The following is a 25,718-nucleotide window of genomic DNA, read 5'->3' on the forward strand; positions in this document are numbered from 1 at the left end:
AAATTGGCATTGAACATAGTGCACGCTGTTGAGTTCTCAAGAATCGGACACATCCCGCCTCCACACCAGAACGGTGCTTCACAACGGAAGTGATCGAAGTTTGCTGTACGAGGGCGTGAGCCACTCGATTTGTCTTGCTTGCCGAGACCGGTTAGACTTGTCAGAACCGAAGTCCCGATTGCCTCCGTGGCAACTCGACTAACTTAGCACATCCGCAGGCCGTGTCAAGTCCGGCTTCTTCGTGGTGTTCGCTGCACGATCGAGGACCGCACCGCTGCACCGGGCTCGGCCGTGAGGCCTTGCAACGAAGCCGGGACCGTGTCCCGTGGAGGCTTTGCATCTTACGCTCGCGATCCCGCAGTCTTCAAGAGACGAATCTCTAACAGGCCTGGGAGCGAGGGGATGGTCCCCGCTTGAGGTGGGCCAGCTGGTCTCGACGCTCTGCGCCTGACTCCCGCTTGCCGCTCCTTTGGGGTGACGAGGAGTTACATTACGTCGGGCCTCGGCCGAGCGGCAAATCGCCTGCGTCCCGGGCGTGTCGCGATTCAGGGGCCGTGCGTCGCTGAGTGTCCGACTCGGTACCCGGCACCGGCTACCGGCTACCGGCTACCGGCTACCGGCTACCGGCTACCGGCTACCGGCTACCGGCTACCGGCTACCGGCTACCGGCTACCGAGCTGATGAGCTGATGAGACCGCCGATGCCGTCATCGCCCGCGTCCGCTCGCGGAGAGCGTGCACGCGGTCAGCGGACGAAGGCCCCGGCGAAGCTCTTCTTGCCGCGACGGAGGACGGCGATCCCGTCGATCAACGGGAGCTCGCCGAGCGTGACGGTCTCGGACGGGAGGGCGGTGTTGTTCACCGAGAGCCCGCCCTGGGCGAGAGCCCGCCGCGCCTCCCCCGTGCTGGCGACGAGTCCGGTCTCGACGAACGCCTGCAGCGCCGGCGTCTCCGGTGTCGCCTCCATCGAGGGCACCGCCTCGAGCGCGCCGCGGAGGATGACCGGGTCGATCCCCTCGAGCGAGCCCTTGCCGAAGAGCGCGGCCGAGGCGTCGATCACCGACCGCGTCGCCTCCGCTCCGTGCACCAGCGACGTGACCTCCCAGGCGAGCGCGCGCTGCGCCTCCCGGCGGAACGGCTCGTCGGCGGCGGCCTTCTCCAGGCGCTCGATCTCCGTGCGCGGCAGGAAGGTGAAGATCCGCAGGCGGTCGGCGACGTCACGGTCGTCCGTGTTGACCCAGAACTGGTAGAACGCGTACGGGCTGGTGAGCTCGGAGTCGAGCCAGACGGCGTTGCCCTCGCTCTTGCCGAACTTTGTGCCGTCGGAGTTCATCACCAGGGGTGTACCGATCGCGTGGACCGACACGCCCTCCGTGCGGTGGATCAGGTCGGTCCCGCTCGTCAGGTTGCCCCACTGGTCGCTGCCGCCGGTCTGCAGGACGCACCCGTACTGCCGGTAGAGCTCCAGGTAGTCGAGTCCCTGCAGGATCTGGTAGCTGAACTCGGTGTAGCTGATCCCCGCGTCGGAGTTGAGGCGGGCGCTGACCGCGTCCTTCTTGAGCATCGTCCCCACACGGAAGTGCTTCCCGATCTCCCGCAGGAAGTCGATCGCCGACAGCGGAGCGGTCCAGTCGAGGTTGTTGACCAGGCGCAGCCCGTTATCGCCGCCCGCGGGAACGAACCGGGACACCTGCGCCTGGAGGCGCTCGACCCACGCCGTCACCGTCTCGCGCGAGTTCAGCGTCCGCTCGGCCGTCGGACGCGGATCCCCGATCAGCCCGGTCGAGCCGCCGACGAGCCCGAGCGGCCGATGCCCGGCCAGCTGGAGCCGGCGCATGACGATCAGCTGCACCAGGTTCCCGAGGTGGAGGCTGGGCGCGGTCGGGTCGAACCCGCAGTAGTAGGTGATCGGCTCCCCCGACAGCAGCTCGCGCAACGCTCCCGCATCTGTCGACACGTGCACCGAGCCTCGCCAGACCAGCTCGTCCCACACGGAGTCGAAGGCGGGGTCGAGCTGCGGGCTCGTCGCGGACCCGGGGAGGTGCTGGTCGATCACCCGACCAGGCTACCGCGGCGGGAAGGAGCCGGTCTCCGGGAGTCAAGCGCACAGGCTTGATCCCGGGCGATCAAGTGCCGATACTTGATCGAGGAGGTCCGATGTTCGTCATCACCGCGGATCAGCGCGACAGCAGGCACGACCACGACCGCGTGGACCAGGCGATCGCGAGCCTGATCGACGACGGTCGGGCGTCGTTCGTCCTGCCCCCGGAGCGGACGGCGGGCGACGAGTTCCAGTGCGTGCTCGACCGGGCCGATGCCGTCGTCACACTCGTGCTCGAGCTGCACCGGACCGGCCACTGGAGCATCGGCCTCGGGATCGGCCCCGTCGACCGGCCACTCCCCGCGACCACGAGAGCGGCGACCGGGGAGGCGTACTTCGCGGCGCGCCGGGCGGTCGAGGCGGCGAAGGGCCGGCCGACGCGCTTCTCCCTCGATCCGGACGCACCGGGAACGGCGGCGCCGGCACCGGCGGACGTCCAGGCGCTGATCGATCCGCTCCTCCTGCTGCGCGACGCGCGCTCCGAGGCCGGCTGGCAGATCGTCGACCTGCTCGAGAGCGGCCTCTCCCAGAAGGATGCGGCCGAGCGCCTCGCCGTCAGCCCGCAGGCGGTCAGCCTCCGGGTCCGCGCGGCGAGTGCTCGAGTCGACGCTCCCGCCCGTGATGCGCTCGCGCGCCTGCTGACGGTGGTCGACCGTACGCTCGACCCCACCGACGAGAGGACACCCCGATGACGGCACCCCCCGGATCCCCCGCCCTGCTCCTCGCCTCCGCGCTGCAGTCCGCCTCGTGGACGGGCGTGGTGCTCGTGCTGCTCGCCGGACTCGCCGGTGCGATGCTGGCCGTGCGCCTGCGCCGTCCGCAGCTCGCCTGGATCCCCCTCGCGGCGGCGGCCGCCGCCTTCCTCCTCACGGCGGTCGCCGGACCGTCCGCGCCCCCGATCCACTCCGTCCTGGTGGCGGTGCTGGCCTTCGCGCTGGCGGTCGCGGGCGGCGGGCCGATCGTGCTGCTCACCCTCCGGCTCGCGACGGCCGATTCCCGCAGCGGCAGCCACGGCGGCATCATGGTCGCCGGATCCTCCCGCCCCGCCGCCGGGAGCGCGCCCTCGGCGATCGGCCAGCCGATCGAGGTGCTCCGCGGCGGGACGACGATAGGGGTCCTCGAGCGGATCGCGACGGCCGGCGCACTGATGAGCGGTCTCCCCGAGGGGATCGCGGTCGTGGTGGCGATCAAGGGCGTCGGCCGCTTCAGCGAGCTCGCCTCCCCGGAGGCGCGCGAGCGGTTCATCATCGGCACGCTGGCGAGCCTCGCCTGGTCGGCGGCTCTCGGCGTGCTCGCCCGGCTCTACCTCGCGGGCTGAGCTCCGGGCCGCCGCCGGGGCACTGCTCTCCGGTAGGGCGAGACGGTGGGGTCGCCCGGGATGCTGAAGCGCCACGGGAAGTCGTCCCCGCCGCCCGGGCCCGAGACGCCGGTGCGCGGGCCCGCCGCCACGGAGGACGGCCTCTCCCCCGGCAGCAGCTCGAACGCCGCCTCGAGCGGGTCGCCCGACTCGGTGAGACGGACTCCGAGGGCCTTCGCCAGCCGTGCGGGTCCGCGGGCCAGATCCCGGCTGCGAACGGGTCCGCGCCGGATCATCGCGAGATCCTCCCCCGATACGACCTCGCCTGCGCGCAGCAGCACCGCCGACGCCGTGCCCGCCGGGGAGCAGACGATGTTCACACAGGTGTGCATCCCGTACGTGAAGTACGCGTACACGGATCCGGGCGGACCGAACATGGGAGCCGTCCGGGGTGTCGGTCCGCGGTGCGCATGCGAGCCCGGATCCTCACCGGTTCCGAGGTACGCCTCGACCTCGGTCAGCCGGACGCCGACCACGCCCTCCGGCGTGCGGTGCAGAAGGACGCGGCCGAGCAGCTCCGGTGCCACCTCGAGAGCCGAGCGCGCGAGGTCGGGGAGGTCGGCGCTCAGAAGAAGCTCTGGCCCGACACGAGGGTGATCACGATCACCGCGACGATGACGACTGCGGCGACCAGCACCAGAATCCGCTGCTGCCAGGGGCGCAGCGGCGGACGGCCGTCGTCGCCCGGCGCTCCTCGAAGAGTCACGGGCGTTCCCCTCGGAGGGATCCGCGCACGACCCGGACGCGCTCGGTCAGCCGGGCGAGCTGCTCCGCGACGCGGTCGGGAGCCGTGCCGCCGACACCGTCCCGGCTCGCCACCGATCCCTCGATGCTGAGGACGGACCGCACGTCTGGAGTGAGCAGCGGCGACACCGAGGCGAGCGCGGCGTCGTCGAGATCCTCGAGCCCCCTCCCCTGCGACTCCGCCAGCTTGACCAGCTCACCGGTGATCTCGTGGGCGTCCCGGAAGGGCACGTGCTTCTTCACGAGCCACTCGGCCACGTCGGTCGCGAGGGAGAAGCCCTGGGGCGCGAGCTCCGCCATCCGGTCGGTGTGGAAGGTGAGGGTCGCGATCATGCCGCTGAACGCGGGCAGCAGCACCTCGAGGGTCGTCACCGAGTCGAAGACCGGCTCCTTGTCCTCCTGCAGGTCGCGGTTGTAGGCGAGCGGCAGCGCCTTGAGGGTCGCGAGCAGCCCGGTGAGGTTGCCGATCAAGCGGCCGGACTTCCCCCGGGCGAGCTCGGCGATGTCGGGGTTCTTCTTCTGCGGCATGATCGAGGACCCGGTCGAGTAGCCGTCGTCGAGCGTGACGAAGGCGAACTCCCGTGTGTTCCAGAGTATGACCTCCTCCGCGATGCGCGAGACGTCGATCCCGATCATGGCGGTGACGAAGGCGAACTCGGCGACGAGGTCGCGGCTGGCCGTCCCGTCGATCGAATTCGGCACGCTCGACGCGAAGCCGAGATCGCGGGCGACCGCCTCGGCGTCGAGGCCGAGGGTCGAGCCGGCGAGGGCGCCCGAGCCGTAGGGCGAGACGTCCGCCCGGACGGCCCAGTCCCGCAGGCGCTCCAGATCGCGCAGCAGCGCCCAGCCGTGGGCGAGCAGATGGTGCGCGAGGAGCACGGGCTGAGCGTGCTGGAGGTGGGTGCGCCCGGGCATGATCGCCGTCGGGTGCGCCGACGCCTGCGCGGCGAGGGCGTCGATGAGCTGCACCACCAGCTCCGAGACGAGCGCCGCGTGGTCGCGGAGGTACATCCGGACGAAGGTGGCGATCTGGTCGTTGCGCGAGCGCCCCGCGCGGAGCTTGCCGCCGAGCTCGGGACCGGCTTCGAGCATCAGGCCGCGCTCGAGGGCGCCGTGCACGTCCTCGTCCGACTCGTCGGCGGCGAAGCTCCCGTCGGCGACGGCAGCCTCGAGCCGGTCGAGCGCCGCGAGCATCGCGGTGAGCTCGGCGTCGTCGAGGTAGCCCGCTCCGGCGAGCGCCCGGGCGTGGGCGCGGGAGCCGGCGAGGTCGTAGGGGGCGAGCTGCCAGTCGAAGTGGGTCGACCTCGAGAGCGCGGCGAGCTCGGGCGAGGGGCCGCCGGCGAAGCGGCCGCCCCAGAGGGCTCCGGCCTCGCCCGCGCGGGCGGAGGGTCGTTCCGTCATGGTTCTCCTCGGGTTCGGCTGTCGAGTCTACTGAGCGGCGTCGGCGGTGCCGGCGCGCTCCAGGAGCCACACGAGCAGGGCCTTCTGCGCGTGCAGGCGGTTCTCCGCCTCGTCCCAGATCACGCTCTGCGGGCCGTCGATCACGTCGGCGGTCACCTCGTAGCCGCGATCCGCCGGCAGGCAGTGCAGGAACAGCGCATCGGGAGCGGCGGCGGCCATCGTGGCCGCGTCGACCCGGTAGGCGCCGAAGGTCGCGACGCGCGCCGCCTTCTCGTCCTCCTTGCCCATCGACACCCATGTGTCCGTGATCACGATGTCGGAGCCGGCCGCGCCCTCGTCGGGGTCGGTCGTGGTGATCGCCGATCCGCCGGTGGTCGCGGCGATGCGCTGCGCATCGGCCAGGACCGCCGCGTCCGGCGAGTACGACTCCGGAGAGACGATGCGGACGTGCATGCCGGCCGTGGCCCCCGCCAGGAGGTACGAGTGCGCCATGTTGCTCGCTCCGTCGCCGAAGAACGTGAGCGTGAGGCCGGCGAGGTGACCGCGGTGCTCGCGGATGGTCATCAGGTCGGCGAGGAGCTGGCACGGGTGGAACTCGTCCGAGAGCGCGTTGACGACCGGCACGCGAGTGCTGCGCGCCATCTCCTCCAGGCCCGACTGCGCGTAGGTGCGCCACACGATGGCGGCGACCTGGCGCTCCAGCACCCGCGCCGTGTCGGAGGCGGTCTCCTTGCCGCCGAGCTGGCTGCTCGCGGTCGAGATGATCAGGGGGCTGCCGCCGAGATCGGCGATGCCGACCGCGAAGGAGACACGGGTGCGCGTGGAGGACTTGTCGAAGATCACGGCGACGGTCTGCGGCCCGGCGAGGGGCTTCCGGGAGAAGCGGTCGCGCTTGAGCTCGAGGGCGAGGTCGAGGATCTCGGCCTGCTCGGCGGGAGTGATGTCGTCGTCGCGGAGGAAGTGGCGGGTCACGGTGCTGGTCGCTTTCGGTGGAGGTACGGGGTCAGAGGGTCTGCAGTGCGCGGCCGAAGCGCTCGGCGAACTCGGCGACGTCGGCGGCGGTCACCACGAGCGGAGGCGCGAGCCGGATGCTCGAGTCGTTCGCCGCGTTCACGATCAGGCCGGCGTCGAGGCAGGCGGCGGCGAGCTCGGCGGCCACCGGCCGGGTCAGGGCGATGCCCAGGAGGAGGCCCGCGCCGCGGACCCCTCCGATCAGGGGCGAGTCGAGAGCGGTCAGCGCGTCGACGATCTGCGCCCCGCGCTCCCGCGCGTTGCCGAGAAGGTCGGCGCGCTCGATCTCGGCGAGCACGGCTCCGGCCACGGCGGTCGCGAGCGGATTGCCGCCGAAGGTGCTGCCGTGGTGGCCCTTCTGCAGGAGGTCGGACGCCTCGCCGAAGGTCACCAGCGCTCCGACGGGGAAGCCTCCGCCGAGCCCCTTGGCCAGGGTGACGGCGTCGGGCAGGATCCCCGCCTCCTGGTAGGCGAACCAGCGTCCGGTCCGCCCGACCCCGGTCTGGATCTCGTCGACGATGAGCAGCGCGCCGTGCTCGCGGGTGAGCTCCCGCGCGCGCTCGAGGTAGCCGGCCGGCAGCGGGATGACGCCCGCCTCCCCCTGAATGGGCTCGACGATCAACGCGGCGACGGACTCGTCGAGAGCCGCCTCGAGGGCCTCGATGCTCGCCTCGAGGTGCTCGACCCCTCCCGGCATCGGCTCGAACGGCGCGCGCATGGCCGCCTTGCCGGTCAGAGCGAGCGCGCCCATCGTCCGCCCGTGGAACGCGTTCTGCAGCGCCAGGACGCGGTGCCGGCCGCCGGCCGCGTTCAGCCGCGCCAGCTTGAAGGCCGCCTCGTTGGCCTCGGTGCCCGAGTTGGCGAAGTAGACGCGGCCCGTCTCCCCGGCCCCGGTGAGGCGGCGCAGGGTCTCGGCGAGCTCGATCTGCGGGGCGGTCGCGAAGTAGTTGGAGACGTGGGCGAGCGCACCGGCCTGGCGCGTCACGGCCTCGACGAACACGGGATGCGCATGGCCGAGCGAGTTGACGGCGATGCCGCCGAGGAAATCGAGGTACTCCCGCCCGTCGACGTCCCAGACCCGGCAGCCCTCGCCGCGCTCGAGCACGGCGAGCGGCGGCGCGAAGGTCTGCATCATCGCGGCGGAGTAGCGGTCGCGCGCCGAGCCGGTGCGGGACGCGGTCGTGGGGATGGACATGGTGGCCTTTCGATCGGAGCGGTCCGGCCGCGAGGGCCGACGGTGCGCGCGTCCCGGACGGGACGGGCGCTCGGAGCCGGGGCCGCTGAGGATCAGCGGCCCGACATTCGCTCCCGGTCGCGGGGGTCGAGCGAGGCGACGACCTCGGTGCCGATGCCCTCCGAGGTGAACACCTCGAGCAGGATCGAGTGCGGGATGCGGCCGTCGATGATGGCGGCCTTGGGCACTCCCCCGCGCACGGCGTCGAGGCAGGCGGTCATCTTGGGGATCATGCCCGATTCGAGCGAGGGCAGCAGAGCCGCGAGGTCGTCCGAGCGGATGTGCGAGACGAGCGACTCGCGGTCGGGCCAGTCGGAGTAGAGGCCGGCCACGTCGGTGAGGACGACGAGCTTCTCGGCGCCGAGCGCGACGGCCAGCGCGGCGGCGGCGGCGTCGGCGTTGACGTTCAGCGACTGCGTGGGGTCGTCCGAGTCGGGGGCGATCGAGGACACGACCGGGATCCGGCCGGCCTCGAGCTGAGCGAGGACGGCGGCGGGGTCCACGGCGATCACGTCTCCGACGAGTCCGAGGTCGTGCTCCTCGCCGTCGATCACGACACCGCGGCGGCGGCCGACGAAGAGGCCCGCGTCCTCACCGGAGATGCCGGCGGCGAGGGGGCCGTGCTCGTTGATCCGGCGGACGATGTCGCGGCTGATGCTGCCGGTGAGCACCATCCGCACGACCTCCATCGCCTCGGGGCTCGTGACCCGGTAGCCGCCCCGGAACTCGCTCTCGATCCCGAGCCGGTCGAGCATCCGCGAGATCTGGGGCCCGCCGCCGTGGACGACCACGGGGCGGATCCCGGCGTAGCGCAGGTAGACCATGTCCTGGGCGAAGGAGCGCTGCAGCTCCTCCGACACCATCGCGTTGCCGCCGAACTTGATCACCATCGTGCGCCCATGGAAGCTCTGCAGCCAGGGCAGCGACTCGATGAGCGTCGCGGCCTTCCCGGGCGCGGCGTCGCGCTCGGCGCGGCTCTCGGCCGAGAGGGTGGTGTCGTCGCTCATGGCCGCCTCAGCTCGAGTACGCGGAGTTCTCGTGCACGTAGTCGTGCGTGAGGTCGTTGGTCCAGATCGTGGCCGTCGCGTCGCCGGCGTGCAGGTCGATGTCGACGGCGACCTCCCGAGGGGCGAGGTCGACGAGGTCGCGGCTCTCGTGCGGCTCGCCCGCGAGGCAGACCTGCACCCCGTTCATCGCGACGTCGATGCCGTACGGGTCGAACTGCGCATCGGTCGTGCCCACGGCGGCGAGGACGCGGCCCCAGTTGGGATCCTTGCCGAAGATCGCGGCCTTGAACAGGTTGCTGCGGGAGACGGCGCGGGCGACGACCACGGCCTCGTCCTCGGTCGCGGCGTTCAGCACGCGGATCGCGACGTCGTGGGCGGCGCCCTCCGCGTCGGCCTGCAGCTGCAGGGTGAGGTCGCGGCAGACCGCGGTCAGGGCCGCGGTGAACTCGTCGGCGTCGGCCTCGACGCCGCTGGCGCCGCTCGCGAGCAGTGCGACGGTGTCGTTCGTCGACATGCAGCCGTCCGAGTCGAGGCGGTCGAAGGTGACGCGGGTCGCGGCACGCAGGGCGGTGTCGAGAGCGGCGGACTCGAGGGCCGCGTCAGTCGTGATCACGACCAGCATCGTCGCCAGACCCGGCGCGAGCATCCCGGCGCCCTTGGCCATGCCGCCGATGCTCCAGCCCTGCTCGGAGCGGACCACCGCCTGCTTCGGGACCGTGTCGGTGGTCATGATCGCGCGGGCGGCCGCCTCGCCCGCCTCGGGTCCCCCGGCGAGCTCGGCGGAGGCGCCGGTCACGCCGGTGGTGAGCTTCGCGAGGTCGAGCTGGTCGCCGATCAGCCCGGTGGAGCACACCAGCACGTCGCCGGCGGACACCTCGAGGCTCTCGCCCACGAGCTCCGCGGTGCGGTGGGTGACCTGGAAGCCCTGAGCACCCGTGTAGCAGTTGGCGCCGCCGGAGTTGAGGACGATCGCCGAGACGACGCCGTCGCGCATCACCTGCTCGCTCCAGAGGACGGGGTTCGCCTTGCAGCGGTTGCTCGTGAAGACCGCGGCAGCGCTCTGCAGCGGGCCGAGGTTCTGCACGAGCGCGACGTCGCGCGCTCCGGTCGACTTCAGCCCGGCGACGACTCCGGCCGCCCGGAACCCTGCGGCTGCGGTGACGCTCACGGCGCGACTCCGTTCACGCTCAGGCCGAGGGACTCCGGGAGTCCCAGGGCGATGTTGGTGGACTGGACGGCCGCGCCCGCGGTGCCCTTGACCAGGTTGTCGATGGCCGAGACGACCACGACGCGGCGGGCCCGCTCGTCCACGGCGAGTCCGATCAGAGCGGTGTTCGCCCCCACCACGTCGGCCGTCCGGGGGAAGGAGCCCTCCGGGAGCAGCTGGACGAAGGTCTCGTCGCCGTAGGCGGTCTCCCACGCGGCGCGCACGTCCTGCGCCGAGACGCCGGGGGCGAGGCGCGCGGTCGAGGTCGCCAGGATGCCCCGGGACATCGGCACGAGGACCGGCGTGAACGAGATCGAGACGGGTCCGGCTCCGGCGAGCAGGAGATTCTGCCGGATCTCGGGATTGTGACGGTGCGCTCCGCCGAGGCCGTAGGCGTGCGCGGAGCCGAGGAGCTCGCTGGCGAGGAGGTCGGTCCGCAGGCTCTTGCCCGCACCCGAGGGGCCGACGGCGAGGACCGCGACGAGGTCCGACGACTCGATCACTCCGGCGTGCAGACCGGGGGCCAGGCCGAGCGTGATCGCCGTGACGTTGCAGCCGGGGACGGCGATGCGCCGCACTCCGGCGAGCGCCTCGCGCTGCTTGCGTCCGCCGCCGCCGATCAGCAGCTCCGGGAGCCCGTAGGGCCAGGCCCCGGCGAAGTCGCCCCCGTAGAAGTCGGCCCAGTCCTGCGGGTCGGTCAGTCGGTGGTCGGCGCCGCAGTCGACGACGAGGACGTCCTCGGGGAGGGTCGCGGTGATCTCGCCCGACTTCCCGTGCGGGAGGGCGAGGAAGACGACGTCGTGCCCGGCGAGGTTCCCGGTCGTCGTGTCGACGAGGACGAGGTCGCGGAGCGAGCGGAGGTGCGGGTGCACGGCGATGAGGGGCTGACCCGCGTTGGCGTGCGCCGTCACCGTGCGCACCTCGAACTCGGGGTGGTCGGCGAGCAGTCGCAGCAGCTCGCCGCCCGCGTAGCCGCTCGCACCGGCCACCGCCACGGAGAAAGTCATGCCCGAGAGCCTAGCCGGTGCGGGTGCGGGGCCCCGCCCGGCCGAGCCGGACGGGACCCCCGGCCTCACTCGCGGAGTCGGGCGCCGAAGCGCTCCGCCGCGACGGCCACGCCGCTCTCCTTCGCGGCCGTCGCCTCGGCCGCGGTGAGCGTGCGGTCCGGCGCACGGAAGCGCAGCGCGAACGTCAGCGACTTCGTCCCCTCGGCGAGCCCGGTGCCGCGGTAGTCGTCGACCAGGCGGATCGCCTCGAGCAGCTCGCCCGCCCCCTCGGCGACGGCGGCGCGCACCTCGGCGGCCGCGGTGCCGACCGGCACGACGAGCGAGAGGTCCTGGGTCGCGGCGGGCAGCGCGCCCACCGGACGGGCCACGACGACCCTCCCGGCCCGCGCGAGCAGCGGCTCCAGGTCGAGCTCGACCACGGCGACGCGGCGCGGGAGGTCGAGCTCCTCGGCGAGCGCCGGGAGCAGCTCCCCCGCGTGCCCGATGACCGCGCCGTCGAGAACGACCTCGGCGGTGCGGCCCGGGTGCAGCGCTGCATGTGCCCCCTGGCGCAGCACCAGCTCGGTGCCGGTCGCCGCGGAGACCTCGCGGACCACGTCGAGGGCGTCGCGCCAGTCGACGTCACGGCCGGCGACACCGGGCTGGCGCACGACGGCGGCACCCGTGAGCAGCGCCGCGAGGTGCCGCGGCTGCGGTGGGATGCCCGCGTTCAGCTCGGCCTCGACCTCCGCGGACGGACGCGCCCCGCCCGCAGGGAGCGCCCCGGAGCCGAACGGGCCGCCGACGGCCGGGAGGAAGACGGAGCCGAGCTCGTAGACCGCGAGATCCGTCAGGCCGCGCGAGCGGTTGCGGGCCGCGACCTGCACGAGACCCGGCAGCAGCGAGATCCGCAGCTGGCCCGCGGTCGCGTCGAGCGGGTTCGCGAGCGTGATCTGCTCCTGCGGCTCCCCGTCGACCGAGCCGAGCCGGTCGTTGATCGAGCGCGAGAGGAACGGGTACGAGAGCACCTCGGTCAGACCCGCGGCGGCGAGCGCCTGGGCGAGGGTGCGGCGCAGCCTCTGGCCCGGGGTCAGACCGCGGCCGGGAGGCGCGACGGGCAGGATCGCCGGGATGCGGTCGTACCCGGTGATGCGGGCGACCTCCTCCGCGAGCGAGGCGCGGTCGACGAGGTCCGGGCGCCAGCTCGGCGGAGTCACCAGCAGGCCCGCTCCGCCGGCCTCGACGGAAGCGCCGATCTCGACGAGCGCGCCGCGGATCTCCTCCGGGGTGTACTCCACCCCGATGAGGCCTGCGACGTAGCCGTCCGGCAGCTCGACCGGCTCCGCCGTGCGCGGGTCGGCCAGGACCGAGCCGAGCTCGTCCGCCGTGCCGCCGGCGAGCTCCACCAGCAGCTGCACCGCGCGGGCCGCGGCGACCGAGGCCACCTCGGGGTCGACGCCGCGCTCGAAGCGCCGCGACGCCTCGCTCGGCAGCTTGTGCCGGCGAGCCGTCCGGGCGATCGAGACCGGGTCGAAGTTCGCCGCCTCGAGCAGGACGTCGGACGTGGCGTCCGAGATCTCGGTGCGCGCGCCCCCCATCACTCCGGCGAGGCCGATCGCCCCGCCGTCGTCGGCGATGACGAGGTCCTCCGCGTGCAGGTGCCGGGTCTGGCCGTCGAGCGTCTCGAGGGTCTCCCCCGGCGCGGCGCGGCGCACCACGAGGCCTCCCTGCAGGGTCGCCAGGTCGTAGCCGTGCAGCGGCTGGCCGAGCTCGAACATCACGTAGTTGGTGATGTCCACGACGAGCGAGATCGAGCGGACGCCGGCCAGGCGCAGTCGCGCGAGCATCCACGGCGGCGTCGGTCGCGAGACGTCGACGCCCCGGACGACGCGCGTGACGAACACGGAGGCGCCGACACGGCCGCGGATCGGCGCCTCGTCGGCCACGGACACGGGGAAGACGGGCGCCGTCTCCGTGCGCTCGTGCGGAGGGAGCGCCTGAGCGGGGTCGCGGAAGGCGGCTCCGGTGGCGTGGGCGTACTCGCGGGCGATGCCGCGGATCGAGAAGGCGTAGCCGCGGTCGGGCGTCACGTTGACCTCGACCGCGGCGTCGTCGAGACCGAGGAGCGCGACGGCGTCCGTGCCCGGCTCCGGGTCGAGCCCGAGTGAGGCGAGGCGGAGGATGCCGTCGTGGTCGTCCCCGAGGCCGAGCTCGCGGCTCGAGGCGATCATCCCGTCGGACACGTGCCCGTAGGTCTTCCGCGCGGAGATCGGGAACGGCCCGGGCAGGACCGCGCCCGGCAGTGACACGACGACCTTGTCGCCGGCCGCGAAGTTGTGGGCTCCGCAGACGATGCCGCGGACGTCCTCTCCGCCGTCGGCGGCACGCCCGCCCTCCGGGGCCACGCGGACGTGGCACCAGTTGATGGTCTTGCCGTTCTTCTGCGGCTCCGGAGCGAGGTCGAGCACCTCACCGACGACGACGGGGCCGGTCACCTCGAAGCGGTGGACGTCCTCCTCCTCCAGGCCGACCGACACCAGGGCCGCGTGCACGGACTTCGTCGTGACGTCCTGCTCGAGGTCCACGTACTCCCCCAGCCAGCTCAGCGGGATGCGCATCAGATCACCATCCCGTACTGCTCGCTGAAGCGGACGTCGCCCTCGACCATGTCGCGCATGTCCTTCACGTCGTTGCGGAACATCAGGGTCCGCTCGATCCCCATGCCGAAGGCGAACCCGGAGTACTCCTCGGGGTCGATCCCGGCCGCGCGCAGCACGTTCGGATTGACCATGCCGCAGCCGCCCCACTCGATCCAGCGGGCACCACCGACGAAGGTCGGGTGCCAGACGTCCAGCTCGGCGCTGGGCTCGGTGAAGGGGAAGTAGTTCGGCCGCAGGCGGATGCGCGCGTCGTCGCCGAAGAGGATCCGCGCGACGTGCTCGAGGGTGCCGCGCAGGTGCGCCATGGTCAGGCCGCGGTCGACGGCGAGGCCCTCGAACTGCGTGAACACGGGCGTGTGCGTCGCGTCGAGCTCGTCAGTGCGGTACACCCGGCCCGGAGCGATCACGTACAGCGGCAGCGGGCGCTCGAGCATCGAGCGGATCTGCACCGGCGAGGTGTGCGTGCGCAGCACCAGGTGCGAGTCGACGGGGTCGACGAAGAAGGTGTCCTGCATGGCGCGGGCCGGGTGGTCCTCGTCGAAGTTCAGGGCGTCGAAGTTGAACCACTCGTTCTCGAGCTCCGGCCCCTCCGCGATCTCCCAGCCCATCCCGACGAACACGTCGGCGATCGACTCCTGGAGGAGCGAGAGGGGGTGGCGGGCGCCGCGGCGCACGAAGCTGGCGCCGGCGGTGACGTCCACGCGCTCGGCCTCGAGCGCGGCCGCGTCCTCCGCCTCGACGAGCTCGGCCTCGCGGGCGGCGTAGGCGTCGCCCACCTGCTTGCGGGCACCGCCGACGAGCTTGCCGGACGCCGCCTTGTGCTCGGGCGGGACGGAGCGCATCTGCGCGTTGAGGCGGGCGAGGGCGGACCCCTCGCCGAGGTGGGCGGCTCGGGCGGACTTCAGAGCGGTGGAGTCGCCCGCCGCGCCGATGGCGGCGAGGGCGTCGGCGACCGCCGCGGAGACGGCCTCGTCGGTGATCGGGTTGCTGTCTGACACGATCCCCCAGTGTAGGCGAGGGCCTCCGCCCCCTCCCGCCGCCCGCGCGCGGTGCTCGTCGCGCTCGCCCGCGGCCGGCCCCCGTCTGCGCCGACGGCTCTCGAAGCCCCGCCACCGGCGCTGCTCGACCAGCAGGGGCGGGTTCTCGCTACGCCGGGGTCGGAGGCCGCTCCACCGGCAGGAGGCGGGGCACCGCCGGACGGGAAGACGCCCGGACCGATCGCGGCTCCCCGATCGCCACCGCCTCCGCGTCGACGACGCCGGAGCGGAGCACCACCGCTCGATGCGCTGAGCGATCGCCGGACCCTCGAGGCGAACAGGAGAATCGCGTGTCAGCGATTCTCCGTAGCCGGACGCAGGACGCTCTGCGGAACCCGACCCCGTCAGGAAGCCGACCGCGGTGAGGATCGCCCTCGGGCGATCCTCACAGTTCAGTCCTGCACAGCGATCAGCTGCGTGTCCGTCTGCGCGCGGGCTGCGGGGTGGCCGCCGATGGTGCGGCCGCCGCGTCCGCCGCTCTTCGTGCGGATCTCGATCCACTTCGCCAGCCCCGAGAGGAGGAGGCAGATGCCGATGTAGATCGCTCCGATGACGATCGCCGCCGGGATGATCGGGCTGTCGAGGCTCGACTGGTTGCCCAGGTAGCGCGCGTAGTACAGCAGCTCGTTGTAGGTGATGATCGAGCCGAGCGCCGTGTCCTTGAGGGCGACGACGAGCTGGGCGATGATCACGGGCAGCATCGAGCGGATCGCCTGGGGGAACAGGATGAGCCGCATCACGCCGGACTTGCGCAGGCCGATCGCGTAGCCCGCCTCTTTCTGTCCTCGCGGGAGGGCCTCGATGCCGGCGCGGAAGATCTCGGAGAAGACGGAGCCGTTGTAGAGGGTCAGGGCGATGACGACGGCGAGGTAGGGGCTGAGCTTGAGGCCCGCGAACGGCAGGCCGTAGTACATCAGCATCATCAGGATCAGGACGGGGATCGCCCGGAACAGCTCGATGAAGAGCGTGACGGGGACGTTGATCCAGCGCCGGTCCGAGAGCCGGCCGATCGCCAGGAGGAGGCCGAGGACGAGGCTGGCGACGCCCGCCGTGGCGAAGGCCGCGAGCGTGCGGCCGAGGGCGCCGCCGATGCTCTGCCAGACCAGCGGGTAGCCGAACGCCCGCCACTTGGAGGCGTCGAACTGGCCGGACTCCGCGAAGCGCCAGACCACGAAGCCGAGGAACGCCGCGATCAGCAGGACGACGACGACGCCGATGACGCGGTTGCGCACGACGGCCCGCGGGCCGGGGTTGTCGAAGAGGACGGAGCTCATCGGGCGACCCTCCACTTCTTCTCGAGCTGACGTTGGACGAGCGAGAGCAGGGTGACCAGGACCACGAAGACCAGGGCCACCCAGAGGACGACGATGAGGCTGTTCTCGCCGCGCTCGTTGAGCACGCGGACGATGGTGCCCGCCTCCGCGACCGAGAAGCCGGCGGCGACGGTGGTGTTCTTCAGCAGCGCGATCAGGACGCTCATGAGCGGCGGGATCACGGAGCGGAAGGCCTGGGGCAGGACGACCTGCGTCATCGTGAGGCCGAAGTCGAGGCCGATCGCACGGGCCGCCTCGGCCTGGCCGATCGGCACGGTGTTGATGCCCGACCGCAGCACCTCCGCGACGTAGGTCGCGGTGTAGAGGCTGAGGGCGCAGATCGCGAGGTTCGTGTAGTCCACCTGCGGCAGGTCGAGCTTGGGGTAGCCGAAGGCGAAGAAGAACATCACCAGCGTGAGCGGGGTGTTCCGGATGGTGTTCACGTACACCGTGCCGACCGCGCGGGCGATCGGGACGGGCGAGACGCGCATCGCGCCGACCACCGTGCCGATCAGCAGGGCGAACACGAGCGAGACGCTGAAGAGGATCAGGGTGTTGCCGAAGGCCGGGACGTAGACGTCGAGGTTGTTCAACAGGACATCCATGCGGCTGGCCCTTCTGTCGGAGCGGTGGTGGTGGTCGAGGAGAGGGGACCCCCGGGCGGCGGTCGGGCCGCCCGGGGCGCCTCCTAGTAGTCGTTCACCGCCGGCTGGGTGACGGTCGTGCCGGACTGGCCGAGCGTCTCGTCGTAGATGGCGCTCCAGTTCTCGCCGCCGTCGGTCAGCATGCCGTTGACGAAGTGGCGCAGGGCGTCGTCGTCCTTCGGCAGGCCGATGCCGTAGAGCTCGGTGCTGAAGGGCTCTCCGACGACCTTGAGCTCGTCGGGCTTCTGAGCGGCGTAGCCGATCAGGATCGCGCCGTCGGTGGTGACGGCGTCGACGGTGCCGTCGGAGAGGGCGTCCACGCACTGCGAGTACGTGTCGAACTCCTCGGTCTTCACCTCGGGGTAGTTGGTGCGGATGTTCTGGATCGGGGTGGAGCCGGTGGCCGAGCACACGGTGGTGTCGGCGGTGAGGTCGTCCGGTCCGGTGATCGTGTCGTTGTCGGCCGCGACGAGCAGCTGCTGGCCGGTCTCGAAGTAGGGTCCGGCGAAGCCGACCTGCTCCTTGCGCTTGTCGGTGATCGAGTAGGTGCCGACGTAGTAGTCGATGTCGCCGTTCACGATCGACGCCTCGCGGTTGGCCGACGGGATCGCCTTGAACTCGATGGCGTCGGCCGCGAAGCCGAGCGAGGCCGCGGTCCACTTCGCGATCTCGATGTCGAAGCCGGAGCGCTCGCCGGTCGCCGCGTCGAGGTAGCCCAGCCCGGGCTGGTCCTCCTTGACGCCGATGACGACCTTGCCGTCCGCGGTCATCGCGTCGAAGGTCGGGCTGCCCTCGAGAGTGACGTCGGAGGCGACCTCGTACGCGGAGGTCCCTCCCTCGGAGCCTCCACCGGCGCCGCCGCCGGCGGTTCCGGAGTCGCCGGAGCAGCCGGCGAGGGCGAGGGTCGCTGCCGCGAGTCCCGCGGTCATGAACATGAGCCTGGTGCGCATGATCGTCCTTCCTGGGGTTCGGCCCGCCGAAGCGGGCGATGTCGGGTCGGCTCCCGGGTCACGGGTCCGACCTGCCTGGTGGCTGCTGATCGGCCTTCTAGTGCGTGATGAGCTTGGAGAGGAAGTCCTTGGCCCGGTCGGTGCGGGGCGCGGTGAAGAACGACTCAGGGTCGGTGTCCTCGAGGATCTCGCCGTCGGCCATGAACACGACGCGATCGGCGGCCTTCCGGGCGAAGCCCATCTCGTGGGTGACGACGATCATCGTCATCCCGTCCTTGGCGAGCCCGACCATCACGTCCAGGACCTCGTTGATCATCTCGGGGTCGAGCGCCGAGGTCGGCTCGTCGAACAGCATCACCTTGGGCTTCATCGCCAGCGCCCGCGCGATCGCGACGCGCTGCTGCTGCCCGCCGGAGAGCTGGGCCGGGGTCTTGGCGGCCTGGTGGCCGACGCCGACCCGGTCGAGCAGTGCCGTGGCCTGGGCCTCCGCGTCCTTGCGGGAGAGCCCGCGGACCTTGATCGGGCCGAGGGTGACGTTCTCGAGGATCGTCTTGTGCGCGAAGAGGTTGAACGACTGGAAGACCATCCCGACGTCGGCGCGGAGCGCGGCGAGGCCCTTGCCCTCCTCCGGGAGCTTCTGACCGTCGATGGTGATGGTGCCGCCCGAGATCGTCTCGAGCCGGTTGACCGTGCGGCAGAGCGTCGACTTGCCGGATCCGGAGGGACCGAGGACCACGACGACCTCGCCCCGGTGCACCGTCAGATCGATGTCCTTCAGAGCCTGAAAGTCGCCGTAGTGCTTCTGCACCCCGGAGAGGACGACGAGGGGTTCACCGGCGGGAGCGGCGGCGCGCTCGTCTTGCGGGGCTGTGACCATGCCGTCAGAGAAGCACACGGGGATGGGCCGGTCAAATCATGAGGGAATTCTTAACCGAAGGGTAACAACGCACCCTGTTCTCCAGGTTCGCGGCACCCTCGGCCCGGTTCCTCTCAGGAACGCAGCGCGAAGGCGCTCTCGTACAGGCAGACGGAGGCCGCGGTCGCGAGGTTGAGCGACTCCGCCGCCCCGTAGATGGGCACCGCGACCACGCCGTCGACGAGGGCGAGCGACTCGTCCTCGAGGCCGCGCGCCTCGTTGCCGAAGACCCAGACGGTCGGCTGGGCGAGGTCCCCGCGTGCGCGGACGTCGAGCAGGTCCTCCCCCTTCACGTCGGCCGCGACGGAGCGCAGTCCCACGCCGCGGAGCCGGCCCAGCACATCGGCGAGGTCGGCGCCGACCGCGACCGGGAGGTGGAAGAGCGAGCCGGTCGTGGAGCGCACGACCTTGGGATTGTAGAGGTCGACCGAGCGGCCGGACAGCACGACCGCGTCGGCGCCGGCGGCGTCGGCGGCACGGATGATCGTGCCGAGGTTGCCCGGATCGCGGACCTCCTCGAGCACCGCCACGAGGCGCGGCTCGGAGGCGACGACGTCCTTGAGCGACGTGGGGAACTGACGGCAGACCGCGACGAAGCCCTGCGGAGTGACGGTGTCGGCCATCGCGTCGAGGACGTCCTCGGTCACGTACTCGATCTCCACCTCCGCCTCGGCGGCGGCGGCGACGATCTCGGGGTGGCGCTCCAGAGCGGTCGGAGTCGCGAACGACTCGACGATCAGCTCCGGGCGGTACTGCAACGCCTCGGAGAGTGCCTGCGGGCCCTCGAGGAGGAAGAGCCCCGTCTCGAGCCGGGCCGGGCGGCGGGTGAGCTTCGCCACGGAGCGGACACGGGGAGAGCGGGGGTTGTCGAGCATGCGGCGAGCCTATCGGCGCGGTGATCGCCGCCCCCGCAGACACGGCGCGGGAGGGCCTGCGGACGACGGAGGGGGCCGCGACCTCTCGGTCGCGACCCCCTCCGGGAATCCGTGCTGACTACGCTGCGGCCTTGGGCGCCGAGGTGTCGGCGGGCAGCGCGCTCTTCGCGGTCGCGACGAGCGAGGCGAACGTGGCCGGCTCGGTGATCGCGAGGTCCGCGAGGATGCGGCGGTCGACCTGGACGCCGGCCAGGGCGAGGCCCTGGATGAAGCGGTTGTAGGTCAGGCCGTTCGCGCGGGACGCGGCGTTGATGCGCTGGATCCAGAGACGACGGAACTCGCCCTTCTTGGCGCGGCGGTCGCGGTACGAGTAGACGAGGGAGTGGGTGACCTGCTCCTTCGCCTTGCGGTAGAGGCGCGACCGCTGGCCGCGGTAGCCCGAGGCGCGCTCGAGGATGACGCGACGCTTCTTGTGGGCGTTGACGGCCCTCTTCACTCTTGCCATTGCTGTTTCTTCCTATCGATCCGTGTCGGCTGAGTAGCGACCACGCGGCGCAGCGGGCTGCGCCGGCGGTGGGCTACAGACCGAGAAGCTTCTTGGCGACCTTGGCGTCCTGCGGGGCGAGGACCTGGTCCTGGTTGAGGCGGCGCGTGCGAACGCTGGACTTGGACTCCAGGTTGTGACGCATGCCGGCCTGCTGCTTCATGACCTTGCCGGAGCCGGTCACCTTGAAGCGCTTCTTGGCACCCGAGTGGGTCTTCATCTTGGGCATGTTCTCTCCTTGTGAACGTCACTCCGCGCTCGGCGGGGCGAAACCGGTGCCCCGCGAGCGGGGCGTCCACCGGCCCCGAGGCCGGGGCGGCGAAGTACTAGACGGACTCGGCCTCGGCCGTGTCCTCGGGGGTGTTGGCCTCGCGACGAGCGGCGCGGACCGCATTGGCCTCGGCCTTCGCCTCGGACTTGTTCTTCAGCGGGCCGATGACCATCACCATGTTGCGACCGTCGATGGTCGGGGTGGACTCGACCTGGCCGAACTCGGCGACGTCCTCCGCGAAGCGCTGGAGCAGGCGGACGCCCATCTCGGGGCGCGACTGCTCGCGACCGCGGAAGAGGATCATCGCCTTGACCTTGTCGCCGGCCTTCAGGAAGCCCTCGGCGCGCTTGCGCTTGGTCTCGTAGTCGTGCTTGTCGATCTTCAGGCGGAAACGGACCTCCTTGAGGATCGTGTTCGCCTGGTTGCGACGGGCTTCCTTGAGCTTCTGAGCCTGCTCGTACTTGAACTTCCCGTAGTCCATGATCTTGGCCACGGGCGGCTTGGAGTTGGGGGCGACCTCGACCAGGTCCAGGTCTGCGTCCTGCGCGAGTCGCAGGGCGACCTCGATCTTGACGACGCCGACCTGTTCTCCTGCGGGACCCACGAGGCGGACCTCGGGGACGCGGATACGGTCGTTGGTACGGGGATCGCTGATTGCGTTTCTCCTCTGATCTCGGTGAGTGCAGCTGCGCTGCCGGAGTCTTCTCCAGCGCACCCGAGAGAGGTGATCGTCCCGTCCACGTCGTGCCTGCAGCACGGCGCTCGCACCCTGTGACGCGGTTCCCGAGGCGGACCTCGAGAGCCGCAGCCCTGCCTCCGGTGGTCTGACGACCCTCGGGGGCGGAGTGCTTCTGACCCGGTAACCTTGTGAAGCGGTCAAGCGCGGGTGGGAGAATCTCCACTTTCGAACCGAGGACATGCCTCGGAGCCCGGACAACCATAGCAGACCGGCGGCCCGCCCGACAGTCCGGATCCGGCCGCCCCTCGATCCTCTGCTCCGGCGGCCGCGCCCCTCCACCACGGACGACGAACGAAGGACCCATGGCCCAGTACGACGACGACTACACGCGACGATTCGGCGAGGACGGCGGAGCCTCCGACGTGGAGGCCGCGCGCGACATCGCGGAGGTCCCGGCGGTGGAGATCATCACCACCGCCGCCGTGCACCTGATGAGCGCGGCCGCCGTCAAGTGCGGGCTCGCCGACGAGCCCGGAGCGCAGGTCGACCTCGACGAGGCGCGCAAGCTCATCAACGCGCTCGCGGGCCTGGTCACGGCCGGGGCGCCCGACATCAGCGACATGCACGCCCGGAGCCTGCGCGACGGCCTACGCACCCTCCAGCTCGCGTTCCGTGAGGCGTCCCCGATCGCCGACCCGATCGGCAAGGGCCCGGGCGAGAAGTGGACCGGCCCGGTCACCTGATCGGGAGTCAGCGGGCGGCGGCGAGCTGCAGCGTCATCGAGTCGACGCGCTGCGCGACGGTCTCGTCGGCCGCCCACCGCTCCCCCAATCGCGCGACGAGGGCGCCGAGCGCGTCCTGATCGAGCCCCGGGCGCAGGCTCAGGACCACCACGAGCTCGGGCCCCGCGAGGCGCTGCTCCGGGTCTCCCGCGCGCACCTCGAGCGAGGCGACCGCCCGCTCCCCCTCCGCAGCCGCGCGCAGAGCCAGGAGCACCTCCGCATCGGCAGGGGCCGGCCGCCAGTCGCCGCCCTCCGCGATCGCCCAGAGGGCCGGGCGCCGGACCGCGAACTCCCGCTCGGACGCGGGGTCGAGGACCATCACCTCGGTGCCCTCCGCGACGGCCGCCAGGGCCGCGCGGCGCCCGTCGACAGGGACGGGACGGGCGGCCGGGTCCCACCGGCGCATGCTCTCGACGCCGCTGAAGACGGGGAGCACCGTGCGGCCGTCGGGTCCGGCGACCGTGACGATCGCGAGCTCCTGCGTCTTGTCCGCCCGGAGTCCCCCGACCCCCTCGGCCTCCTCGCCGAGGCGGGCGACCAGAGGGATGAGCAGGCGGGACGTGCGGATCGCGTCGACCACGGCCTCCGGGCCGCGAGTGCCGCGGGTGAAGGACTCGAGCGCGGCGACCAGCGCCTCCGGGGCGCTCCCGTCGTCCTCCGGCGCTGCGCTCGGCTCGAAGTGCCGGCCCGCCCAGGGGGTGCCGGCCGAGTCGGTCAGATGCGCCGGGAGCGGGCGGGGCTCACTCGGATGCGACATCCAGGGCCTCCGCGAGCGTGAACGCGCCCGCGTACAGCGCCTTGCCGACGATCGCGCCCTCGAGCCCCTGGGGCACGAGGTCGCGCAGAGCGGCGATGTCGTCGAGGTTCGAGATGCCGCCCGAGGCGATCACGGGGCGGTGGGTGCGGGCCATGACCTGCTCGAGGAGCTCGAGGTTCGGGCCCTTGAGCGTGCCGTCCTTGGTGACGTCGGTGACGACGTAGCGGGTGCAGCCGGCCTCCTCCAGGCGGTCGAGGACCTGCCAGAGGTCGCCTCCCTCCTTGGTCCAGCCGCGCGCGGCGAGCGTGGTGCCCCGGACGTCGAGCCCGACGGCGATCTGGTCGCCGTACTGCGCGATGACGCTCGCGGCCCACTCGGGGTTCTCGAGCGCCGCGGTTCCGAGGTTGATGCGCTTCGCGCCGGCGCTCAGCGCGGACTCGAGGCTGCGGTCGTCGCGGATCCCGCCGGAGAGCTCGACGTTGACGCCCTTCACCTGCCGGATGACCTTCTTCATGATGCCGTGGTTGTCGCCGCGGCCGAAGGCGGCGTCGAGGTCGACGAGGTGGATCCACTCCGCGCCCTGGTCGGCCCAGTCGCCCGCGGCGTCGATCGGGTCGCCGTAGTTGGTCTCGGTCCCGGCCTCGCCCTGCGTGAGCCGCACGGCCCTGCCGCCCGCCACGTCGATCGCGGGCAGGAGGACCAGGCCCGGGGCCTTGGTGAACTCGCTCATCGTCATCCTCAGTCTCGGAGCCGGTGCCGGCCCCTGGAGGCGCCGACCACCGGCCGATCCTAGTTCGTGCGGAGGGTGCCCAGCCAATTGGCCAGCAGCCGGAGCCCGGCGGCCCCCGACTTCTCGGGGTGGAACTGCGTGGCCGAGAGCGGCCCGTTCTCAACCGCGGCGATGAAGGGGCCTCCGTGATCGGCCCAGGTGACCGCGGGACGCGGGAACGGGGGCATCACGTCGAGCGACCACTCGCGGGCGCCGTAGGAGTGCACGAAGTAGAAGCGCTCCTCGGCGATGCCGTCGAAGAGCACCGAGCCCTCGGGAGCGGAGACGGTGTTCCAGCCCATGTGCGGGACGACCTCGGCCGGGAGGAGGTCCACCGTCCCCGGCCACTCGCCCAGGCCCTCGCTCTCGACCCCGCGCTCGACGCCGCGCTCGAAGAGCACCTGCATCCCGACGCAGATGCCCAGGACGGGGCGCCCGCCGGCGAGGCGCTTCTCGATGATCTCGCCGCCGCGGGCGCGGGTCAGCGCCGACATCACGGCGTCGAAGGCGCCGACGCCGGGCACGAGGAGGCCGTCCGCCTCCAGCGCCCGCTGCCGGTCCCCCGTCAGCTCGACGTCGGCCCCGGCGAGCTCGAGCGCCTTGACGGCGGAGTGCACGTTCCCCGAGCCGTAGTCGTAGACCACGACGGAGGGGCGGGCCGAGCTCACAGCGCGCCCTTCGTCGACGGCACGCCGGAGACGAGCGGGTCGAGGGCCTTGGCCTGACGGAAGGCGCGGGCGAACGCCTTGAACTCCGCTTCGGCGATGTGGTGCGGGTCCCTGCCGCCGAGCACCGTGACGTGCACGGTGAGGCCGGCGTTGAACGCGATCGCCTCGAAGACGTGGCGCACCATCGACCCGGTGAAGTGGCCGCCGATCAGGTGCAGCGCGAAGCCCTCCGGCTCGCCGGTGTGCACGAGGTAGGGGCGCCCCGAGATGTCGACGACGGCCTGCACGAGCGCCTCGTCGAGGGGGACGAGCGCGTCGCCGAAGCGGGAGATCCCGGCCTTGTCGCCGAGAGCCTGTCGGATGGCCGTGCCGAGCACGATGCCGATGTCCTCCGCGGTGTGGTGGATGTCGATCTCGATGTCGCCGCGGGCCCGGACGCGCAGGTCCGTGAGCGAATGCTTCGCGAACGCCGTCAGCAGGTGGTCGAAGAAGGGCACGCCGGTCTCGAGATCGGCGACGCCCGTGCCGTCGAGGTCGAGGGAGAGCTCGATGCTCGACTCGCTGGTGGCACGGCTGAGGGAGGCGGTGCGCCCGGGTGCGGCGCTCGGGGAGGTCATGCCTCCCAGTCTATTCGCGCCGCGTCACCGCCCCCGGGCGGAGCTCACTCACGCGAGAGCGCCACCGTGGCGTCGGCCGACGGTGCGGGGAGGGAGGCGAGCGCCTCGAGGAACGCGGTCGTCTCCTCCTCGGTGCCCGCGCTGACGCGGAGGTGGTTCGGGATGCCGACGTCGCGGATGAGCACGCCGCGGGCGAGCAGGCCCTCGAACACGGCGGCCGGATCCGCGACGCCGCCGAAGAGGACGAAGTTGCTGCCGGTCGCGTCCGGGCGGTAGCCGAGGGCGCGCAGGCCGTCGATCATCCGGTCGCGCTGCACGATGATCTCGCCGACCATGGCGAGCATCTCGTCGGCGTGAGCGAGGGCGGCGGTCGCGGCGGCCTGGGTGAGGGCCGACAGGTGGTACGGGAGGCGGACGAGGCGGAGCGCGTCGATCACCGCGGGGTCGGCGGCGAGGTAGCCCAGGCGGACGCCGGCGAAGGCGAAGGCCTTGCTCATGGTGCGGGACACGAGCAGGCGCGGTCGCCCGGGGAGGAGGCTCAGCGCGGTGGGCGCGCCCCTGCCCGCGAACTCGGCGTACGCCTCGTCGACGACGACTATGCCGTCGGTCGCGTCGTAGACCGCCTCGATCACGGCGAGGTCGAGCGGCGTCCCGGTCGGGTTGTTCGGAGCGCAGAGGAAGACGATGTCGGGCCGGGCCCGGCGCACCTGCTCCGCGGCGTACTCGGCTCCGATCTCGAACTCCGCCTCGCGCGGAGCGGGGATCCACTCCGTTCCGCTCCCCGACGCGAGGATCGAGTACATCGAATAGGTGGGCGCGAACCCCAGCAGCGAGCGCCCGGGACCGCCGAACGCCTGAAGGACGTGCTGGAGCACCTCGTTCGATCCGTTCGCAGCCCACACGCCGTCCGCGGTGAGCCCGTGACCGAGGTAGCCGGCGAGGGAGTCGCGCAGCTCTCGGAACTCGCGGTCGGGATACCGGTTGACGGTGCGCAGCGCCTCCGTGACCCGCCCGACGATGTCGGCGATCACGTCGTCCGGGACCGGGTGGGTGTTCTCGTTGACGTTGAGGGCGACGGGCACGACCGCCTGGGGTGCACCGTACGGGTGCCTGCCTCGGAGGTCGTCGCGGAGGGGCAGGTCATCGAGAGTCGTCACCAGGGAATGGTAGCGAAGCACCCGGCGCGGAC

General features: G+C 71.9%; 27 protein-coding genes. 3 read left to right on the plus strand and 24 right to left on the minus strand.

Features of this window, described 5'->3' with window-relative positions; all coding sequences use genetic code 11:
• Positions 1-744 precede the first annotated feature (744 nt).
• The gene (gene tyrS, locus C5B95_RS14610) at positions 745-2,055 is read right to left on the minus strand and encodes a tyrosine--tRNA ligase (RefSeq protein WP_104250196.1); all 1,311 of its coding nucleotides are present in this window, start codon (positions 2,053-2,055) and stop codon (positions 745-747) included.
• Positions 2,056-2,156: 101 nt separating this feature from the next.
• Here tyrS and C5B95_RS14615 point away from each other — a divergent pair, with 101 nt between their 5' ends.
• Both C5B95_RS14615 and C5B95_RS14620 read left to right on the plus strand, forming a co-directional pair.
• On the plus strand, positions 2,157-2,792 hold the full coding sequence (locus tag C5B95_RS14615; protein ID WP_104349506.1) for a DNA-binding protein: 636 nt from the start codon (positions 2,157-2,159) through the stop codon (positions 2,790-2,792).
• A complete protein-coding gene (locus tag C5B95_RS14620) occupies positions 2,789-3,418 on the plus strand; it encodes a hypothetical protein (protein WP_104327405.1) in 630 nt (209 codons plus the stop codon). Before C5B95_RS14615 ends, C5B95_RS14620 begins: the two co-directional genes overlap by 4 nt.
• Here the strand turns inward: C5B95_RS14620 and C5B95_RS14625 are convergent.
• The 18 genes from C5B95_RS14625 to infC all read right to left on the minus strand — a co-directional run bounded on the left by C5B95_RS14625 (position 3,403) and on the right by infC (position 20,861).
• Positions 3,403-4,026 (minus strand): DNA-3-methyladenine glycosylase, encoded by a 624-nt coding sequence (locus tag C5B95_RS14625; protein ID WP_104226321.1) that lies wholly within the window; start codon positions 4,024-4,026, stop codon positions 3,403-3,405. The genes C5B95_RS14620 and C5B95_RS14625 overlap by 16 nt on opposite strands.
• Positions 4,023-4,163, minus strand: a complete 141-nt coding sequence (locus tag C5B95_RS17630) for a hypothetical protein (protein WP_181068098.1) — start codon at positions 4,161-4,163, stop codon at positions 4,023-4,025. The genes C5B95_RS14625 and C5B95_RS17630 overlap by 4 nt, the downstream gene beginning before the upstream one ends.
• Positions 4,160-5,602, minus strand: a complete 1,443-nt coding sequence (gene argH, locus C5B95_RS14630) for an argininosuccinate lyase (protein ID WP_104250193.1) — start codon at positions 5,600-5,602, stop codon at positions 4,160-4,162. Before argH ends, C5B95_RS17630 begins: the two co-directional genes overlap by 4 nt.
• A gap of 27 nt (positions 5,603-5,629) precedes the next feature.
• On the minus strand, positions 5,630-6,574 hold the full coding sequence (gene argF, locus C5B95_RS14635; protein ID WP_104308522.1) for an ornithine carbamoyltransferase: 945 nt from the start codon (positions 6,572-6,574) through the stop codon (positions 5,630-5,632).
• A gap of 31 nt (positions 6,575-6,605) precedes the next feature.
• The gene (locus tag C5B95_RS14640; RefSeq protein WP_104257206.1) at positions 6,606-7,808 is read right to left on the minus strand and encodes an acetylornithine transaminase; all 1,203 of its coding nucleotides are present in this window, start codon (positions 7,806-7,808) and stop codon (positions 6,606-6,608) included.
• Between the two features lie 92 nt (positions 7,809-7,900).
• A complete protein-coding gene (gene argB, locus C5B95_RS14645) occupies positions 7,901-8,854 on the minus strand; it encodes an acetylglutamate kinase (protein ID WP_104224497.1) in 954 nt (317 codons plus the stop codon).
• A 7-nt stretch (positions 8,855-8,861) separates the two neighbouring features.
• A complete protein-coding gene (gene argJ, locus C5B95_RS14650) occupies positions 8,862-10,022 on the minus strand; it encodes a bifunctional glutamate N-acetyltransferase/amino-acid acetyltransferase ArgJ (RefSeq protein ID WP_104292057.1) in 1,161 nt (386 codons plus the stop codon).
• Positions 10,019-11,068 (minus strand): N-acetyl-gamma-glutamyl-phosphate reductase, encoded by a 1,050-nt coding sequence (gene argC, locus C5B95_RS14655; protein WP_104226315.1) that lies wholly within the window; start codon positions 11,066-11,068, stop codon positions 10,019-10,021. The genes argJ and argC overlap by 4 nt, the downstream gene beginning before the upstream one ends.
• 65 nt (positions 11,069-11,133) lie before the next feature.
• Positions 11,134-13,665 carry a phenylalanine--tRNA ligase subunit beta gene (pheT, locus tag C5B95_RS14660; RefSeq protein WP_104349507.1) on the minus strand — a complete coding sequence of 844 codons (2,532 nt, stop codon included), beginning with the start codon at positions 13,663-13,665 and terminating at the stop codon, positions 11,134-11,136.
• Positions 13,665-14,705, minus strand: coding sequence for a phenylalanine--tRNA ligase subunit alpha (pheS, locus tag C5B95_RS14665; protein WP_104250188.1), 1,041 nt, complete (start codon positions 14,703-14,705; stop codon positions 13,665-13,667). The genes pheT and pheS overlap by 1 nt, the downstream gene beginning before the upstream one ends.
• Positions 14,706-15,136: 431 nt before the next feature.
• Positions 15,137-16,018: an amino acid ABC transporter permease gene (locus C5B95_RS14670; RefSeq protein WP_104224492.1), complete on the minus strand. Its 882-nt coding sequence runs from the start codon at positions 16,016-16,018 to the stop codon at positions 15,137-15,139.
• The gene (locus C5B95_RS14675) at positions 16,015-16,662 is read right to left on the minus strand and encodes an amino acid ABC transporter permease (RefSeq protein WP_104224491.1); all 648 of its coding nucleotides are present in this window, start codon (positions 16,660-16,662) and stop codon (positions 16,015-16,017) included. Before C5B95_RS14675 ends, C5B95_RS14670 begins: the two co-directional genes overlap by 4 nt.
• Before the next feature lie 83 nt (positions 16,663-16,745).
• The gene (locus C5B95_RS14680; RefSeq protein ID WP_181068099.1) at positions 16,746-17,651 is read right to left on the minus strand and encodes a glutamate ABC transporter substrate-binding protein; all 906 of its coding nucleotides are present in this window, start codon (positions 17,649-17,651) and stop codon (positions 16,746-16,748) included.
• A gap of 97 nt (positions 17,652-17,748) precedes the next feature.
• A complete protein-coding gene (locus C5B95_RS14685; protein ID WP_104224489.1) occupies positions 17,749-18,528 on the minus strand; it encodes an amino acid ABC transporter ATP-binding protein in 780 nt (259 codons plus the stop codon).
• Between the two features lie 113 nt (positions 18,529-18,641).
• The gene (locus C5B95_RS14690) at positions 18,642-19,442 is read right to left on the minus strand and encodes an RNA methyltransferase (RefSeq protein ID WP_104224488.1); all 801 of its coding nucleotides are present in this window, start codon (positions 19,440-19,442) and stop codon (positions 18,642-18,644) included.
• A gap of 118 nt (positions 19,443-19,560) precedes the next feature.
• Positions 19,561-19,947 (minus strand): 50S ribosomal protein L20, encoded by a 387-nt coding sequence (gene rplT, locus C5B95_RS14695; RefSeq protein ID WP_104224487.1) that lies wholly within the window; start codon positions 19,945-19,947, stop codon positions 19,561-19,563.
• Positions 19,948-20,020: 73 nt separating this feature from the next.
• Positions 20,021-20,215 (minus strand): 50S ribosomal protein L35, encoded by a 195-nt coding sequence (gene rpmI, locus C5B95_RS14700; RefSeq protein ID WP_055793295.1) that lies wholly within the window; start codon positions 20,213-20,215, stop codon positions 20,021-20,023.
• Between the two features lie 97 nt (positions 20,216-20,312).
• Positions 20,313-20,861, minus strand: coding sequence for a translation initiation factor IF-3 (gene infC / locus C5B95_RS14705; protein WP_374952931.1), 549 nt, complete (start codon positions 20,859-20,861; stop codon positions 20,313-20,315).
• A gap of 437 nt (positions 20,862-21,298) precedes the next feature.
• Here infC and C5B95_RS14710 point away from each other — a divergent pair, with 437 nt between their 5' ends.
• Entirely contained in the window at positions 21,299-21,679 is a 381-nt protein-coding gene (locus C5B95_RS14710; protein WP_104313470.1) for a DUF1844 domain-containing protein, read from the plus strand.
• Positions 21,680-21,686: 7 nt separating this feature from the next.
• Here C5B95_RS14710 and C5B95_RS14715 read toward each other — a convergent pair whose 3' ends face one another.
• Genes C5B95_RS14715 through C5B95_RS14735 form a run of 5 tightly spaced genes read right to left on the minus strand, consistent with a single transcriptional unit; the run spans position 21,687 to position 25,686 of the window.
• A complete protein-coding gene (locus C5B95_RS14715; protein ID WP_104267098.1) occupies positions 21,687-22,475 on the minus strand; it encodes an SseB family protein in 789 nt (262 codons plus the stop codon).
• Entirely contained in the window at positions 22,459-23,205 is a 747-nt protein-coding gene (gene priA, locus C5B95_RS14720; protein ID WP_104224506.1) for a bifunctional 1-(5-phosphoribosyl)-5-((5-phosphoribosylamino)methylideneamino)imidazole-4-carboxamide isomerase/phosphoribosylanthranilate isomerase PriA, read from the minus strand. Before priA ends, C5B95_RS14715 begins: the two co-directional genes overlap by 17 nt.
• 59 nt (positions 23,206-23,264) lie before the next feature.
• Positions 23,265-23,912 carry an imidazole glycerol phosphate synthase subunit HisH gene (hisH, locus tag C5B95_RS14725; protein ID WP_104224485.1) on the minus strand — a complete coding sequence of 216 codons (648 nt, stop codon included), beginning with the start codon at positions 23,910-23,912 and terminating at the stop codon, positions 23,265-23,267.
• Positions 23,909-24,529: an imidazoleglycerol-phosphate dehydratase HisB gene (gene hisB / locus C5B95_RS14730; RefSeq protein WP_104224484.1), complete on the minus strand. Its 621-nt coding sequence runs from the start codon at positions 24,527-24,529 to the stop codon at positions 23,909-23,911. The genes hisH and hisB overlap by 4 nt, the downstream gene beginning before the upstream one ends.
• Before the next feature lie 44 nt (positions 24,530-24,573).
• Positions 24,574-25,686: a histidinol-phosphate transaminase gene (locus tag C5B95_RS14735; RefSeq protein WP_181068100.1), complete on the minus strand. Its 1,113-nt coding sequence runs from the start codon at positions 25,684-25,686 to the stop codon at positions 24,574-24,576.
• Positions 25,687-25,718: the final 32 nt, after the last annotated feature.

Origin of the sequence: Rathayibacter sp. AY1A7, assembly GCF_002930845.1 — a bacterium.
GTDB lineage: Bacteria > Actinomycetota > Actinomycetes > Actinomycetales > Microbacteriaceae > Rathayibacter.

Coding starts and splice junctions, on each gene's coding strand:
- C5B95_RS14615 (WP_104349506.1), top strand. CDS start 2,157: ATGTTCGTCATCACCGCGGATCAGCGCGACAGCAGGCACGACCACGAC.
- C5B95_RS14620 (WP_104327405.1), top strand. CDS start 2,789: ATGACGGCACCCCCCGGATCCCCCGCCCTGCTCCTCGCCTCCGCGCTG.
- argH (WP_104250193.1), bottom strand. CDS start 5,602: ATGACGGAACGACCCTCCGCCCGCGCGGGCGAGGCCGGAGCCCTCTGG.
- C5B95_RS14640 (WP_104257206.1), bottom strand. CDS start 7,808: ATGTCCATCCCCACGACCGCGTCCCGCACCGGCTCGGCGCGCGACCGC.
- argB (WP_104224497.1), bottom strand. CDS start 8,854: ATGAGCGACGACACCACCCTCTCGGCCGAGAGCCGCGCCGAGCGCGAC.
- argC (WP_104226315.1), bottom strand. CDS start 11,068: ATGACTTTCTCCGTGGCGGTGGCCGGTGCGAGCGGCTACGCGGGCGGC.
- pheT (WP_104349507.1), bottom strand. CDS start 13,665: ATGCGCATCCCGCTGAGCTGGCTGGGGGAGTACGTGGACCTCGAGCAG.
- C5B95_RS14670 (WP_104224492.1), bottom strand. CDS start 16,018: ATGAGCTCCGTCCTCTTCGACAACCCCGGCCCGCGGGCCGTCGTGCGC.
- C5B95_RS14675 (WP_104224491.1), bottom strand. CDS start 16,662: ATGGATGTCCTGTTGAACAACCTCGACGTCTACGTCCCGGCCTTCGGC.
- C5B95_RS14680 (WP_181068099.1), bottom strand. CDS start 17,651: ATGCGCACCAGGCTCATGTTCATGACCGCGGGACTCGCGGCAGCGACC.
- C5B95_RS14685 (WP_104224489.1), bottom strand. CDS start 18,528: ATGGTCACAGCCCCGCAAGACGAGCGCGCCGCCGCTCCCGCCGGTGAA.
- C5B95_RS14690 (WP_104224488.1), bottom strand. CDS start 19,442: ATGCTCGACAACCCCCGCTCTCCCCGTGTCCGCTCCGTGGCGAAGCTC.
- rplT (WP_104224487.1), bottom strand. CDS start 19,947: ATGGCAAGAGTGAAGAGGGCCGTCAACGCCCACAAGAAGCGTCGCGTC.
- rpmI (WP_055793295.1), bottom strand. CDS start 20,215: ATGCCCAAGATGAAGACCCACTCGGGTGCCAAGAAGCGCTTCAAGGTG.
- C5B95_RS14710 (WP_104313470.1), top strand. CDS start 21,299: ATGGCCCAGTACGACGACGACTACACGCGACGATTCGGCGAGGACGGC.
- C5B95_RS14715 (WP_104267098.1), bottom strand. CDS start 22,475: ATGTCGCATCCGAGTGAGCCCCGCCCGCTCCCGGCGCATCTGACCGAC.
- priA (WP_104224506.1), bottom strand. CDS start 23,205: ATGAGCGAGTTCACCAAGGCCCCGGGCCTGGTCCTCCTGCCCGCGATC.
- hisB (WP_104224484.1), bottom strand. CDS start 24,529: ATGACCTCCCCGAGCGCCGCACCCGGGCGCACCGCCTCCCTCAGCCGT.